Origin of the sequence: Sandarakinorhabdus rubra, from assembly GCF_010994245.1 — a bacterium.
Classification (GTDB): Bacteria; Pseudomonadota; Alphaproteobacteria; order Sphingomonadales; family Sphingomonadaceae; genus Sandarakinorhabdus; species Sandarakinorhabdus rubra.
Genome location: NZ_WMHO01000065.1, coordinates 1 through 12,253, shown reverse-complemented (window position 1 = coordinate 12,253; position 12,253 = coordinate 1). Strand labels below are relative to the sequence as shown.

The following is a 12,253-nucleotide window of genomic DNA, read 5'->3' as shown; positions in this document are numbered from 1 at the left end:
AGCGCGGCCTTCGCGGCGGCACTCCCAACCTGCCCGGCATCGCCGGCTTTGCGGCCGCCGTGGCGCAAGCGCACGACTGGTCCGCCGTGGCAAAGCTGCTGGACGCGATGGAGGCCCGCCTGCAGGCCGCTGGCGCTATTATCCACGGCGCTGGCGCGGCGCGCCTGCCGCACATCAGCAGCATCGGCCTGCCCGGCGTGGCGGCCGCCACGCAGGTGATGATGCTCGATCTTGACGGCATCATGGTCTCGGCCGGGGCGGCCTGTTCGTCGGGCAAGGTGAAATCCAGCCATGTGCTGGCCGCCATGGGGCTGGGCGCGGCGGCCGGCGAAGCGATTCGCGTCAGCCTGTCCCCGGCCACCACGGCGGCCGAGCTTGACCTGCTGGTGGCCGCCTGGCTGCGTATGGCGCGGCGGCTGGGGGCCGCGGCGGCATGACCATGCCCATCTATCTCGATTATGGCGCCACCACCCCGCTCGACCCCGAAGTGGCCGCTGCAATGGCGCCCTGGGGCGTGGACGGATTCGGCAACCCGCACAGCGCACATATGTGGGGCTACAAGGCCAAGGCGGCGGTGGAGCTGGCGCGCGAGGCCATTGCGGCGCTGATCAATGCCCCGGTCGAAAGCATTGCCTTCACCAGCGGCGCCACCGAGAGCAACAACTGGGCGTTGAAGGGCGTCCTGACAGCGCCCGGCCAGACGCGCCGGCGAATCGTGACGCTGGCCACCGAACACAGCTCGGTGCTGGAGACCGCCCAGTATCTTGCCAGCATTGGCGCCCAGTTGACCGTGGTGCCGGTGCGCGCCGATGGCCTGGTGGACGCGGGCGACCTCGCCCGCGCGCTGGGCGAGGATGTGGCGCTGGTCAGCGCAATGGCGGTCAACAACGAGATCGGCGTGGTGCAGGATCTGGCCGCGATCAGCCGTCTGGCGCACGGCGTCGGCGCGGTGTTCCATGTCGACGCGGCGCAAGGCTTCGGCAAGATCGCCATCGATGTCGAGGCCAGTGGCATCGACCTGATGAGCATCACCGCCCACAAGATCTACGGCCCCAAGGGGGTGGGCGCGCTCTATCGCCGGCCGTTCACCGTCATCACGCCGCTGCTGCACGGCGGCGGGCAGGAGGATGGCCGGTCTGGCACGCTGCCCACCCAGCTGATCGCCGGCTTTGGCGTGGCGGCGCGCATTGCCGGCCAGCGCATGGCGGCCGATCATGCCCACGCGTTGCTGCTGCGTGACCGGCTGCTGGCCCGGCTCCGCGTGCCGGTCGAGGTCAATGGCAGCCTTGATCGGCGCTGGCCCGGCAACCTCAACCTCAGCGTCCCCGGCGTCACCGTGCCGCTGCTCAAGCAATTGCCCGGCCTTGCCATCAGTTCGGGATCGGCCTGTGCGGCGGTGACCGGGCGGCCCAGCCATGTGCTGCTGGCGCTCGGCCTGCCGGACGCCGTGGCCAAGGCCTCGCTCAGGCTGGGCTTTGGCCGGTTCACCACCGATGCGGAGATCGACGCGGCGGCTGACCAGATCAATGCTGCGGTGCAACAATATCTTGAAGAACGCGCCTGATCGCGGCACATCTGCCGGCATGACCCGGATCCGCTTCATCTCGGCCGACGGCACCAGCGAGACCATTGTCGAGGCCGCCGCCGGCACCCGCCTGCTCGAAGTCGCGCAGGCGCACGGCCAGCCGCTGGAGGGCACCTGCGAGGGCGCAATGGCCTGCTCCACCTGCCATGTCTACCTGGTGGGCGGCGATGCGGGGCGGCTTCCACCCCCATCGGAGGAGGAGGAGGACATGCTGGACTTTGCCGCCGGCGCCAACCGCCAGAGCCGGCTGGCCTGCCAGCTGGTGCTGACCGACGAGATCGCCACGCTGGACGTGAAGATGCCGCGCGCCGTGGTGGACAACAGCCGATAGCAGGCGAACTGGCGTGAGTGGGAGCCGGGAACGACCCAAAGCGGGTTCGTTACGGCTGCTTCCTTCCGGACCTGACCGGGTTGGCGAGCGCTCTGTCCGCCCGGCTCCCGTTGGCCATATGGCGGTGGCGGCCGGAATCTGCAAGTCCCGTGACGCGGCTGCCGGCAGGGGTTAAGAACTGCGACACATGGCAGACGAATCCGACATCGAGGCCGAAATGGCCTTCCCGGGCATGGCGCCGCCGCCAGCCCCCCAGGCTGCCCCCGCGGCGCCCGCCGCCGCACCCGCAGGTTCGCGCGTGCTGGCCCGCAAATATCGCCCGGCCAGCTTCGATGCGCTGCTTGGCCAGCAGGCGATGGTGCAGACGCTGGCCAATGCGATCGCCAGTGGCCGGCTGGCGCAGGCCTGGCTGCTGACCGGCGTGCGCGGGGTGGGCAAGACCTCGACCGCGCGGATCATCGCCAAGGCCCTGAACTGCATCGGCCCGGATGGCAGCGGCGGCCCCACCATCGCGCCGTGCGGCCAATGCGAGCCGTGCACCGCCATCGCGGCAGGCCGCCATATCGACGTCGTCGAGATGGACGCGGCATCGAACACCGGTGTCGATGATGTGCGCGAGATCATCGAGGGCGTGCGCTATGCGGCGGTGTCGGCGCGGTTCAAGATCCACATCATCGATGAAGTCCACATGCTGTCCAAGAGCGCCTTCAACGCGCTGTTGAAGACGCTGGAGGAACCGCCGCCCAACGTGAAGTTCATCCTGGCCACCACCGAAGTGCAGAAGGTGCCGGCCACGATCCTGTCGCGCTGCCAGCGCTTTGACCTCAAACGCATCCCGGCCGAGACGCTGTCGGCGCATTTCGCCGCCATCCTGGAGGCGGAAGGGGTGACCGCCGAAGCCGATGCGCTGGCGCTGGTGGCCCGTGCCGCCGAAGGCAGCGTGCGCGACGGCCTGTCCATCCTCGACCAGGCGATTGCCCACAGCGGCGCCAACATCAGCGCGGCCGCCGTGCGTGATATGTTGGGGCTGGCCGACAGAGGCGCGGTCAGGGCGCTGATGGGCGATGTGCTGGCTGGCCGCGTGCCCGAACTTCTGGATGCGGTGGCCCGCCAATATGACCTTGGCGTCGATCCGGCCCAGCTGCTGCGCGAGCTTCTGGCGCTCGTCCATGCCATCACCCGCCAGCGCATGGCGCCGCGCCCAGATCCGGCGCTGTCGGCCGAGGAGCAGGCAGCGCTGGATGATTGGGCCAGCCGGCTGGATTTCCCGCGCCTGTCCATGCTGTGGCAGTTGCTGCTGAAGGGCCTTTCCGAGGTGGAGACCGCCCCGGTGCCGCTGCAGGCCGCCGAGATGGCGCTGCTGCGGCTATGCCACGCCGCCGATCTGCCCGATCCGGCGCGACTGGTGAAGCGGCTGACCGAGGAGCGTGCTGCGGCCTCATCTGCCCCGCCTGCCGCGGGCCAGTCTTCGCCCCCCGCGCCACTGGCCAGCCTGCCCGCCGCCGCCGAGCCGCCGCCGCCCGGCGCCCTGCCTCAGGATTTTGCCGGCCTGGTGGCGCTGTTCCGTCAGAACCGGGAAGCCCGGCTGGCGCATCATCTGCACGACGATATCCACCCCGTCACGTTCGCGCCGCCGCGGCTGGTGCTGGCGGCCAGCGGCCTGCCCAAGGACGTGCCGCTGGCCATCAATCGCTGTCTCGATGAATGGACCGGGCAGCGCTGGCAGATCGACTGGAAGGCCAGCGGCGGTGCCCCGACCCTGCGCGAGGCCGAGCTGGAACGGCTTGGCAGCCTGGAGGCGGAGATGCGTGCCGATCCCACCGTGGCGGCGCTGATTGCCGCCTTTCCCGATGCCGAACTGACCGTGCTGCCCGGCAGCGCCTGAAGACCCCGAAAGAGAGACAATGCCCAGCCTTGATGAACTGATGAAAGCCGCCCGCAACGTGCAGGAGCAGATGGCCCGCGCGCAGGAACAGCTCGACCGCATCGAGGTGGAAGGCGCGTCCGGCGGCGGCATGGTGAAGGTGCGGGCCACGGCGCGGGGAGCGGTGCGCGGCGTGTCCATCGATCCCTCGCTGATGAACGACGACAGCCGCGAGATGCTGGAAGACCTGATCGTGGCCGCCTTCAACGATGCCAAGGCCAAGGCCGACCAGGCCGGCAGCGCCGAAATGGGCAAACTGACAGCCGGGATGCAACTGCCGCCGGGCTTCAAGCTGCCCGAATTCTGAACCGGGGACCGACCATGCGCCAGATCCATTCGACCATCACTGAAGCCGGTGAACTCGTCCTCGCTATTGCCGAGGTGCCGGAGCCCGCGCCCGGTCCGGGCGAGATCAAGATCCGCATCGAGGCCGCACCCATCAACCCGTCCGACATCGGGCTGCTGACCGGCGCCGCCGACATGACCCGCGTCACCGCCATTCCCGGCGGCATCAGCGCCCCGGTGCCGCCCGCCGGCCTGCGCGCCATGGCGGCGCGGCTGGGCCAGGCCATGCCCTGCGGCAACGAAGGCGCCGGCACCATCGTGGCCGCTGGCAGCGGGGCCGAGGCGCTGGTGGGCCGCAAGGCGGCCATCATCGGCGGCGCCACCTATGCCGGTTATCGGGTCGTGAAAGCGGAGGAGGCGCTGCTGCTGCCCGCAGGCGCGACCGCCGAACAGGGCGCCTCCTGCTTCGTCAACCCTCTGACGGCGCTCGGCTTTGTCGAGACGATGCGCACTGAGGGCCACAGCGCCATCATCCACACTGCAGCCGCGTCGAACCTCGGCCAGATGCTGGTGAAGATCTGCGCCGCCGATGGTATCCCGCTGGTCAATATCGTGCGCTCGCCTGACCAGGTTGCGCTGTTGAAGGGCCTGGGCGCCGTCCATGTGCTGGATTCAAGCGCGCCCGATTTCATGGCCGCGCTGATCGCCGCCTGCACCGAGACCGGCGCCACGCTGGCCTTCGATGCCATCGGCGGCGGCAGCCTGGCCGGGCAGATCCTCACTGCCATGGAAGCGGCCATCAACGCCCGCGCTGGTGGCTACAGCCGCTATGGCTCCGAGGTGCTGAAGCAGGTCTATATCTATGGCGGGCTGGACCTGTCGCCGACCAGCTTCTCGCGCGGCTTCGGCATGGCCTGGGCGATGGGCGGCTGGCTGCTGTTCCCGCGCATGCGGGTGTTCGGCCCGGAGACCTTCGCGCGCCTGAAACAGCGGGTGGCCGATGAACTGACCACCACCTTCGCCAGCCACTACAGCCACCGCGTCAGCCTGGAAGGGATGCTGGAACCCGATGCGGTGGCGGGTTGGTATCGGCGCGCGACAGGCCAGAAATATCTGGTGATGCCCAGCCTCTAAACCTAGGCGCCTCTGAGCCTCAGTCCCACAGGCAGGCGTCATTGCCGTCACGCGCCACCACCCGTACCCTTTTCTCGATGCGGCGGGCATAGCGGCGCACGCTGCGCGAGGGCTTGGTGACGCTGCGCTTGATCGGTTGCGGCAGGATGGCGGCCAGCTTTGCCGCCTCGCCTGCCGACAGCCGGTCCACCCGCCCGCCGAAATAATGGTCTGACGCCGCCGCCATGCCATAGATGCCCGGCCCCATCTCGACGATGTTCAGATACATCTCCATGATGCGTGGCTTGCCCCAGAAGATCTCGATGAGGCCGGTGAACCAGGCTTCCAGCGCCTTCCGGGGCCATGAACGCTCCGGCCACAGGAAGACGTTCTTGGCGGTCTGCTGGCTGATCGTCGAGCCGCCGCGCAGCTTGGCGCCCTCCAGATTGCCCATGGCGGCCTTGCGGATGGCCTCGAAATCAAAGCCGTGATGGGTGCAGAAATTGGCGTCCTCGGCACCGATCACGGCGCGCGGCAGGTTGCGGGACATCACGGTCATCGGGACCCACGCCCGCTCCACTCGCTGGCCGGCCAGCACGTCGCGCGCCATCAGCCAGGTGACCGGCGGCGTCACGAAGCGATAAGCCACCACCCACAGGATACTGAGCGCCACGAAGGCCACAACAATCCGGGTGATCCAGCGGAAGATACCCTGCAGCAACGACCGGAAGAAGGCTTGGACGCGGGCCATGTCACCGGCCAGCATTGGCCGCCCGGCACGCCTGCGTCAATCATGTCGCAGCCTCAGACCTGTTCGGGCAGCAGGCGCCGTTCGGTTGCGGTCTGCTGCATGGCCTTGGCCAGCTTTTCGAACGCCCTGACCTCGATCTGGCGCACGCGTTCGCGGCTGATGCCATAATGCTGTGACAGCTCCTCCAGCGTTTCGGCCTCGTCGATCAGGCGGCGGCGGGTGAGGATGTCGCGCTCGCGCTCATTGAGGGTCGCCATCGCCTCGACCAGCAGGGCGTGGCGCTGGCTGCGCTCCTCGTCGTCGGCCAGCAGTTCATCGGCCAGCGGCGTATCGTCGGCCAGCCAGTCCTGCCACTCGCCGCTGCCCTCCTCGCGCATCTGGGTGTTGAGACTGGCGTCACCGCCCATCCCCATGCGGCGGTTCATGGAGACGACCTCGTCCTCCGCGACACCCAGGGTGGTGGCGATCTGCTTCACGTCGTCGGGCTTGAGGTCGCCATCCTCGACCGCGCCGATCTTGCCCTTGAGGCGGCGCAAGTTGAAGAACAGCTTCTTCTGGGCAGCGGTGGTGCCGATCTTCACCAGGCTCCACGAGCGCAGGATATATTCCTGGATCGCCGCCTTGATCCACCACATGGCATAGGTGGCCAGCCGGAAGCCGCGATCCGGATCGAACTTCTTCACGCCCTGCATCAGGCCGATGTTGCCCTCGGCAATCAGCTCGTTCACCGGCAGGCCATAGCCGCGATAGCCCATGGCGATGCGCGCCACGAGCCGCAGGTGACTGGTCACCAGCTTGGTCGCCGCTTCCGGGTCCTGATGGGCCTGCCAGCGCTTGGCCAGCATATATTCCTGTTCCGGGGCGAGCAGCGGGAACTTGCGGATCTCGGCCAGATAGCGGTTGAGGCCGGCTTCCGACCCCAGGGCGGGGATGCTGGTCTGCTTCTGGACAGGCAGGTTGGACGTCATCATCTCACTCCGTCACGGCGGCTGTACCGCCGTTTTCAGGCAAGGCCGGCAAGGCCATCGATAAGCGCCAGCATATCGGCTGGCAGGGGCGATTCGAACGCTAGAAATTCTTTTGTGACTGGATGCTGAAAGCCCAGCGTCGCGGCGTGCAGCGCCTGGCGGGCAAAGCCCAGTTGCTTCAGGATCGGCGCCACCCGGCCAGGTGTGCGGCCATAAGCGGTGTCCCCCAACAGGCCGTGGCCGATGGACGCCATGTGCACCCTGATCTGGTGAGTGCGCCCGGTTTCCAGCCGGCATTCCACCTGCGCCGCGCCATCAAAGGTGGCCACGGTGCGATAATGGGTGACGGCGTGCTTGCCGCGGCCATCGGCGACGATCGCCATTTTCTGTCGGTTGGTGCTGCTGCGCGCCAAGGCGCCGGCGATGCGCCCCGCCGGCGGCACCGGGATCCCGGCGACGATGGCAACATAGCGCCGCTCCACGCTGTGCCGGGCAAACTGGGCGGCCAGCCCCTCGTGGGCGGGGTCGGTCTTGGCAACCACCAGCAGGCCCGACGTATCCTTGTCGATGCGGTGGACGATGCCCGGCCGCGCCACCCCGCCGATGCCCGACAGCCGCCCGGCGCAATGGTGCAGCAGCGCGTTGACCAGCGTGCCGTCGAAGTTGCCCGCTGCCGGATGCACCACCAGGCCCGCCGGCTTGTCGACCACCAGCAGATGGTCATCCTCGTGGAGGATCGCGAGCGGGATATCCTGCGCCTCATTGTGGGCGGGGCGGGGCGCGGGCACGCTGAGGATCAGGCTCTCGCCGCCCTTCACCTTGGTCGCGGGATCCCAGATCACACCGGCGCTGCCGACCAGCTTGCCGGCCTGCACCAACGTCTTCAGCCGCTCGCGACTGAAGGTCGGCACGGCCGCGGCCAGCGCCTTGTCGAGACGCTGGCCGGCGGCATCGGCCGGCAAGCTTATGGTCATCGACTTTTCAGTTTCCATGGCTTAGCCATGTTGGCATGAGCGTGCGGATATCAAGCGCCCAGCGGCAATTTCTCCTCGATTCTGCAGCGGCCAACGCCGGCGAGGAGGTGTGCGGCCTGCTGGTGGGGACGGACGGTGCGGTGACCGAACTGGTGCCGGCCCGCAATGTCGCCCGCAACCGGGCGCGCAGTTTCGAGATTGATCCGGCCACGCTGCTGGCCACCCACCGCACCGCGCGCGGCGCCGGCGCCCGGGTGATCGGGCACTGGCACAGCCACCCCAATGGCCGGCCCGAGCCTTCTGCCCGAGATGCCGCCCGCGCCACCGAGAATGGCGCCATCTGGCTGATCATCGCCGGCGGCGACATCAGCGCCTGGGCGGCGCGCGCCGGTGCGCCGGGGCCGGCACGGTTCGAGCCGGTGGCGCTGGAGATCGCCTGATGGCCAGTGGCGCGGTGAAGTGGTTCGATGGCAAGAAGGGCTATGGCTTCATCAGCCCGGATCTCGGCCCGCGCGACGTGTTCGTGCACATGAGTGCCGTGGAAGCCGCCGGGCTGAACCGGTTGCAGCCGGGCCAGCGGCTGGATTTCGAACTGGCGCAGGATGGTGAGGGCCGTCTGATCGCGCAGGGCCTGGTGGTGCGCAGCGAAGGCGCCGAAGCTGGGGAAGCGGCCAAACCGGCCTGACAGGCGGGGAATGGCCAGTGTTTGGGGGGCTTGGCTGATGAGTGACGTGACACAATATCTGGTGCGCTGGCTGTGCCACGATCTGGCGACGCCGATCGCCAGCGTGATGACGGCGAGCGAACTGCTGGACGACACGCCGGATGCGGAGATCAACGAGCTGATCCGCTTTGGCGCCCGGCGGCTGACCGCGCGGTTGCGGCTGGTGCGGCTGGCGCTGGGCGCGGCCGAAGCCGACATGGCCGGCGGCGCGCTGGAACGGCTGCTGAAGGACGGGCTCGATTCGACCAGTGTCGACTGGCGCTGGGAAGGCGATGCCACCGGCGGCATGGCGACACTGATCGCCGGCTGCGTGCTGCTGGTCGCAGATCTCAACCGCACGCGCCCGCTGGCCGTTGACCAGGACGGGGTGACGGTGGCACCAAGCTGCACATGGCCCGACCCGGTCGCTGCCGTTTTCACCGGCAGCCCGGCGAGCTGCAACCGCGGTTCGCTGGCGGCGATGCTGCTGCAGGCGGCGGACCGCGCCGGCCGGCGGCTGGCCACCACGCCGAACGGCCTCACGTGGTCGGCCTGAGCTGGTCCGCGGGGATTTTGTTGCAGTGCAGCAATTGACCCCTTGAAACCCTTCTCGCTCTGACTTATGTTGCATTGCAGCAAAAGCCGGAGACGCTGATGACCGCCAAGCCGCCCGCCGCCAAGTCCAAGCCTGTCGCCAAGCGTGCGCCGGCCGGGAAGGCGGCAGCGCCCGTGGTCACCGTGACCGAGGCCGCCGCGCCGACCATTGAATCGCCGCCCGTTCCCGCAATGGAAGCGGTGGTGGATCCGGTGGTCACCGAAACGGTTGCTGAACCAGTACCGGAGGTTGTCGCAGAGACCGTCTCCACGCTGGCCAGCGAAACCGCCGACGAACCGACCCCAGAGCCGGCGCCGCAGGTGGCCGGTGAACCCGCCACCACCCCAGTTGCCAGCGGCGGGCTGGTCATTCCCTTTGCCACCGTGTTCAACGCCGCCACCCCATTCGTGAAGGAGCCACTCATGGCCACCGCTTTTGAAACCACCCAGGATGCCGTCCGTACCACCGTCGAAACCATCAATGCCCAGACCGAAGCTGCCGTGAACAACGGCAAGGCCGCGATGGAACAGGTTGCCGCCAAGTCCAAGGAAGCTGTCGAAGCCAGCATGAAGTCGCTCGACGAGCTGAACGACATGGCCCGCGCCAACATCGATGCGCTGATCGCCTCGGCCCGCGTTGCCACCACTGGCGTCGAGCAGGTGATGAACCGCCTGACCGAAGTCTCCAAGGCTTCGTTCGAAGAAACCACCGCAATGGTGAAGAAGCTGGCCGCCGCCAAGACCCCGAACGAGCTGATGCAGCTGCAGAGCGATTTCGCCAAGGCCCAGTTCGACAGCGCCGTGGCCGAATACAGCAAGCTGACCGAGATGATGGTCAAGCTGGCCGGCGACGTGATGGAGCCGGTGCAGAACCAGGTTGCGGTTGCAACCGACAAGATGAAGGCGGCCTGGACCGCCAAGTAAGCGCGAATTTTCGTGTTGCGTGATCAGGGCGGCGGGCCGATGGCCCGCCGCCCTTTTCGCTGACCGGCAGCAGGGTCGCACCGGGCTTTTTTCTGCCCGGCTTTTTGCTATACAGGGCTGGATTAGTCCCATTTCCTCCGGGTAAACCGATGAGCGCACGCGCGCCTGAACGCATGACAGATGAGGATCGCGACGCCGACCGTGGCGGCCGGGGCGGCGCGGGCGTCGGACTGGCGACGCGGCCCGAAACGAAGACGGCCAAGCCGTCGCTCTACAAGGTGCTGATGCTGAATGACGACTACACGCCGATGGAGTTCGTCGTCCTCACCCTGCAGCGCTTCTTCAAGATGAGCATCGAGGATGCCACGCGGGTCATGCTGCATGTTCATCAGCGCGGTGTCGGCGTGTGTGGCATCTTCACCTATGAGGTGGCCGAGACCAAGGTGAACCAGGTCATCGATTTCGCCCGCCAGCACCAGCACCCGCTGCAGTGCACGATGGAAAAGGACTGACGCAGCCTCGAGGCTGCGACCTTGCAGCCCCTGCCCTTCTGACCGCCGCTGCGCCAAGGCCGGTGGCATGACCCTGCTCCCCAGTTTCCAGCCCGGCCTCAACGCCCTGATTGTCGGCGCCTCGGGAGGGCTGGGCAGCGCGTTCGCTGACCTGCTGGACGCCGATGCCGCCGTTGCGCACGTCGCGCGCTGGAGCCGCAGCAGCGGCGTTGACCTCACCGACCCTGCCAGCATCACCGTCGCGGCAGCGGCCCTGCCCGCCCCACCCGATCTCGTCGTCATCGCCACCGGCGTGCTGCACGGCGAGGGGCTGAGCCCGGAAAAGGCCAACAACCAGCTATCGGCCGATGCGCTGGCGACCAGCTTTGCCGTCAACACCATCGGCCCCGCGCTTGTGGCCAAGGCCGTGCTGCCGCTGATGCCACGGGGCCGCAAGTCGGTGCTGGCGGCGCTGTCGGCGCGCGTCGGCTCTACAGCCGACAACCGGCTGGGGGGCTGGCACAGCTATCGCGCGTCCAAGGCGGCATTGAACCAGCTCATCCGCACCATGGCCATCGAGCAGGCGCGGCGAAACCCCGCTCAGATTCTGCTGGCGCTGCACCCCGGCACGGTCGACACCGGCCTGTCGAAGCCCTTCCAGACGGGCGTGAAGACGCTGTTCACGCCAGAAGAGAGCGCCCGCCACCTGCTCGCCGTGATCGATGCCGCAACCCCGGCGCAAACGGGCCTGCTGATCGACTGGCAGGGCGCGGTCATTCCGTTCTAGCGGCGGCAAAGGCCGCCAGCGCGCGGGCGCGGGCGGCCTCATGATTGACGATCGGTTCGGGATACTCGCGGCCCAGCCGGACCCCGGCGCGCAGCAGCGCCTGCGGCGCCTCCCACGGCGCGTGGATGGCGTCATCGGGCAGGTGCGCCAGTTCCGGCACCCAGCGGCGGATGTAATCGGCCGCCGCGAACCTCACGCTCTGCCCGACGGGGGCGAAGATGCGGTTGAACGGCGATGAGTCGACGCCGGAACCCATCACCCACTGCCAGCCCAGCGAGTTGCTGCCATAATCGGCATCGACAAGGCAGTCCCAGAACCAGCGTTCGCCCTGCCGCCAGTCGATCAGCTGATGCTTCACCAGGAAGCTCGCCGCGATCATGCGCACCCGATTGTGCATCCAGCCGGTTGCCCACAATTGCCGCATCCCGGCATCGACGATCGGGTAGCCGGTCTGGCCCCGGGCCCAGGCCTGGAAGCCTTCGGGATCGTCGCGGAACGGAAACCGCGTGAACGCCGCACGCCCCGGCACGTCGCCATAATCGGGAAACTGGTCGATGATGTTCTGGCCAAAGTCGCGCCAGCCCAGTTCCCGCAGAAAGGGCTCGGCCACCGCCTCCCCCACCGCATCGGCGATGCCGTGCCAGGCCGCGTTCGGCGAGATTTCGCCCAGGGTCAGGTGCGGGGAGAGGCGCGACGTGCCTTCGACAGCCGGCAAGTTGCGCGTCGCGTCATAGCCGGCGGCGCGGCGGGCGAAATCAGCCACCCGCGCCGCCGCGCCAGCCTCGCCAGGCTGCCAGTCCGCAAAGCCGCCGGCCCAGTCGGG

The 12,253-nt window shown here is 68.3% G+C and carries 16 protein-coding genes and 1 other RNA gene; 12 read left to right on the top strand and 5 right to left on the bottom strand.

What is annotated here, in order from left to right; translation table 11 throughout:
• From GJV64_RS05935 to GJV64_RS05925, 3 genes are all read left to right on the top strand, one after another.
• Positions 1-437 (top strand): aminotransferase class V-fold PLP-dependent enzyme (locus GJV64_RS05935; RefSeq protein WP_164156357.1); only part of this gene is annotated, 437 nt, incomplete at its 5' end.
• Positions 434-1,564, top strand: a complete 1,131-nt coding sequence (locus GJV64_RS05930; protein WP_164156356.1) for a cysteine desulfurase family protein — start codon at positions 434-436, stop codon at positions 1,562-1,564. The genes GJV64_RS05935 and GJV64_RS05930, both read left to right, overlap by 4 nt.
• A gap of 19 nt (positions 1,565-1,583) precedes the next feature.
• Positions 1,584-1,916 (top strand): 2Fe-2S iron-sulfur cluster-binding protein, encoded by a 333-nt coding sequence (locus tag GJV64_RS05925; RefSeq protein ID WP_164156355.1) that lies wholly within the window; start codon positions 1,584-1,586, stop codon positions 1,914-1,916.
• A gap of 15 nt (positions 1,917-1,931) precedes the next feature.
• On the opposite strand, the gene ffs is transcribed toward GJV64_RS05925, so the two are convergent.
• An RNA gene (ffs, locus tag GJV64_RS05920) (signal recognition particle sRNA small type) lies at positions 1,932-2,026 on the bottom strand.
• 77 nt (positions 2,027-2,103) lie between these two features.
• On the opposite strand from ffs, the gene GJV64_RS05915 reads away from it, so the two are divergent.
• Genes GJV64_RS05915 through GJV64_RS05905 form a run of 3 tightly spaced genes read left to right on the top strand, consistent with a single transcriptional unit; the run spans position 2,104 to position 5,259 of the window.
• Positions 2,104-3,801 (top strand): DNA polymerase III subunit gamma/tau, encoded by a 1,698-nt coding sequence (locus GJV64_RS05915; protein WP_164156354.1) that lies wholly within the window; start codon positions 2,104-2,106, stop codon positions 3,799-3,801.
• 19 nt (positions 3,802-3,820) lie between these two features.
• Positions 3,821-4,147: a YbaB/EbfC family nucleoid-associated protein gene (locus GJV64_RS05910; RefSeq protein ID WP_164156353.1), complete on the top strand. Its 327-nt coding sequence runs from the start codon at positions 3,821-3,823 to the stop codon at positions 4,145-4,147.
• Between the two features lie 14 nt (positions 4,148-4,161).
• Positions 4,162-5,259 (top strand): zinc-binding dehydrogenase, encoded by a 1,098-nt coding sequence (locus GJV64_RS05905; RefSeq protein ID WP_205599540.1) that lies wholly within the window; start codon positions 4,162-4,164, stop codon positions 5,257-5,259.
• Positions 5,260-5,278: 19 nt separating this feature from the next.
• Here the strand turns inward: GJV64_RS05905 and mtgA are convergent, their stop codons facing one another.
• Genes mtgA through GJV64_RS05890 form a run of 3 tightly spaced genes read right to left on the bottom strand, consistent with a single transcriptional unit; the run spans position 5,279 to position 7,931 of the window.
• On the bottom strand, positions 5,279-5,989 hold the full coding sequence (gene mtgA / locus GJV64_RS05900) for a monofunctional biosynthetic peptidoglycan transglycosylase (RefSeq protein ID WP_164156352.1): 711 nt from the start codon (positions 5,987-5,989) through the stop codon (positions 5,279-5,281).
• A gap of 53 nt (positions 5,990-6,042) precedes the next feature.
• Positions 6,043-6,957 carry an RNA polymerase sigma factor RpoH gene (gene rpoH / locus GJV64_RS05895; RefSeq protein WP_164156351.1) on the bottom strand — a complete coding sequence of 305 codons (915 nt, stop codon included), beginning with the start codon at positions 6,955-6,957 and terminating at the stop codon, positions 6,043-6,045.
• A gap of 35 nt (positions 6,958-6,992) precedes the next feature.
• Complete coding sequence (locus tag GJV64_RS05890) at positions 6,993-7,931, bottom strand: RluA family pseudouridine synthase (protein ID WP_408014968.1); 939 nt, start codon at positions 7,929-7,931, stop codon at positions 6,993-6,995.
• Between the two features lie 35 nt (positions 7,932-7,966).
• On the opposite strand from GJV64_RS05890, the gene GJV64_RS05885 reads away from it, so the two are divergent.
• From GJV64_RS05885 to GJV64_RS05860, 6 genes are all read left to right on the top strand, one after another.
• Complete coding sequence (locus tag GJV64_RS05885; protein ID WP_164156349.1) at positions 7,967-8,371, top strand: Mov34/MPN/PAD-1 family protein; 405 nt, start codon at positions 7,967-7,969, stop codon at positions 8,369-8,371.
• Positions 8,371-8,616, top strand: a complete 246-nt coding sequence (locus tag GJV64_RS05880; protein WP_164156348.1) for a cold-shock protein — start codon at positions 8,371-8,373, stop codon at positions 8,614-8,616. Before GJV64_RS05885 ends, GJV64_RS05880 begins: the two co-directional genes overlap by 1 nt.
• Positions 8,617-8,653: 37 nt before the next feature.
• Positions 8,654-9,190, top strand: coding sequence for a hypothetical protein (locus GJV64_RS05875; protein ID WP_164156347.1), 537 nt, complete (start codon positions 8,654-8,656; stop codon positions 9,188-9,190).
• Between the two features lie 98 nt (positions 9,191-9,288).
• A complete protein-coding gene (gene phaP, locus GJV64_RS05870) occupies positions 9,289-10,152 on the top strand; it encodes a phasin family protein (RefSeq protein WP_164156346.1) in 864 nt (287 codons plus the stop codon).
• A gap of 173 nt (positions 10,153-10,325) precedes the next feature.
• Complete coding sequence (clpS, locus tag GJV64_RS05865; RefSeq protein ID WP_164156358.1) at positions 10,326-10,664, top strand: ATP-dependent Clp protease adapter ClpS; 339 nt, start codon at positions 10,326-10,328, stop codon at positions 10,662-10,664.
• A gap of 67 nt (positions 10,665-10,731) precedes the next feature.
• Positions 10,732-11,430, top strand: a complete 699-nt coding sequence (locus GJV64_RS05860; protein ID WP_164156345.1) for an SDR family NAD(P)-dependent oxidoreductase — start codon at positions 10,732-10,734, stop codon at positions 11,428-11,430.
• Here the strand turns inward: GJV64_RS05860 and GJV64_RS05855 are convergent.
• A partial coding sequence (locus GJV64_RS05855; RefSeq protein WP_164156344.1) for a cryptochrome/photolyase family protein occupies positions 11,417-12,253 on the bottom strand: 837 nt, incomplete at its 5' end. The two genes, GJV64_RS05860 and GJV64_RS05855, sit on opposite strands and share 14 nt — an antisense overlap.

What these genes read in the sequence shown, in the direction of transcription:
- GJV64_RS05885 (WP_164156349.1), top strand. Translation starts at nt 7,967, where the DNA reads ATGAGCGTGCGGATATCAAGCGCCCAGCGGCAATTTCTCCTCGATTCT.
- GJV64_RS05875 (WP_164156347.1), top strand. Translation starts at nt 8,654, where the DNA reads ATGAGTGACGTGACACAATATCTGGTGCGCTGGCTGTGCCACGATCTG.
- mtgA (WP_164156352.1), bottom strand. Translation starts at nt 5,989, where the DNA reads ATGGCCCGCGTCCAAGCCTTCTTCCGGTCGTTGCTGCAGGGTATCTTC.
- GJV64_RS05915 (WP_164156354.1), top strand. Translation starts at nt 2,104, where the DNA reads ATGGCAGACGAATCCGACATCGAGGCCGAAATGGCCTTCCCGGGCATG.
- GJV64_RS05860 (WP_164156345.1), top strand. Translation starts at nt 10,732, where the DNA reads ATGACCCTGCTCCCCAGTTTCCAGCCCGGCCTCAACGCCCTGATTGTC.
- GJV64_RS05880 (WP_164156348.1), top strand. Translation starts at nt 8,371, where the DNA reads ATGGCCAGTGGCGCGGTGAAGTGGTTCGATGGCAAGAAGGGCTATGGC.
- GJV64_RS05925 (WP_164156355.1), top strand. Translation starts at nt 1,584, where the DNA reads ATGACCCGGATCCGCTTCATCTCGGCCGACGGCACCAGCGAGACCATT.
- GJV64_RS05905 (WP_205599540.1), top strand. Translation starts at nt 4,162, where the DNA reads ATGCGCCAGATCCATTCGACCATCACTGAAGCCGGTGAACTCGTCCTC.
- clpS (WP_164156358.1), top strand. Translation starts at nt 10,326, where the DNA reads ATGACAGATGAGGATCGCGACGCCGACCGTGGCGGCCGGGGCGGCGCG.
- GJV64_RS05890 (WP_408014968.1), bottom strand. Translation starts at nt 7,931, where the DNA reads ATGACCATAAGCTTGCCGGCCGATGCCGCCGGCCAGCGTCTCGACAAG.
- rpoH (WP_164156351.1), bottom strand. Translation starts at nt 6,957, where the DNA reads ATGACGTCCAACCTGCCTGTCCAGAAGCAGACCAGCATCCCCGCCCTG.
- phaP (WP_164156346.1), top strand. Translation starts at nt 9,289, where the DNA reads ATGACCGCCAAGCCGCCCGCCGCCAAGTCCAAGCCTGTCGCCAAGCGT.
- GJV64_RS05910 (WP_164156353.1), top strand. Translation starts at nt 3,821, where the DNA reads ATGCCCAGCCTTGATGAACTGATGAAAGCCGCCCGCAACGTGCAGGAG.
- GJV64_RS05930 (WP_164156356.1), top strand. Translation starts at nt 434, where the DNA reads ATGACCATGCCCATCTATCTCGATTATGGCGCCACCACCCCGCTCGAC.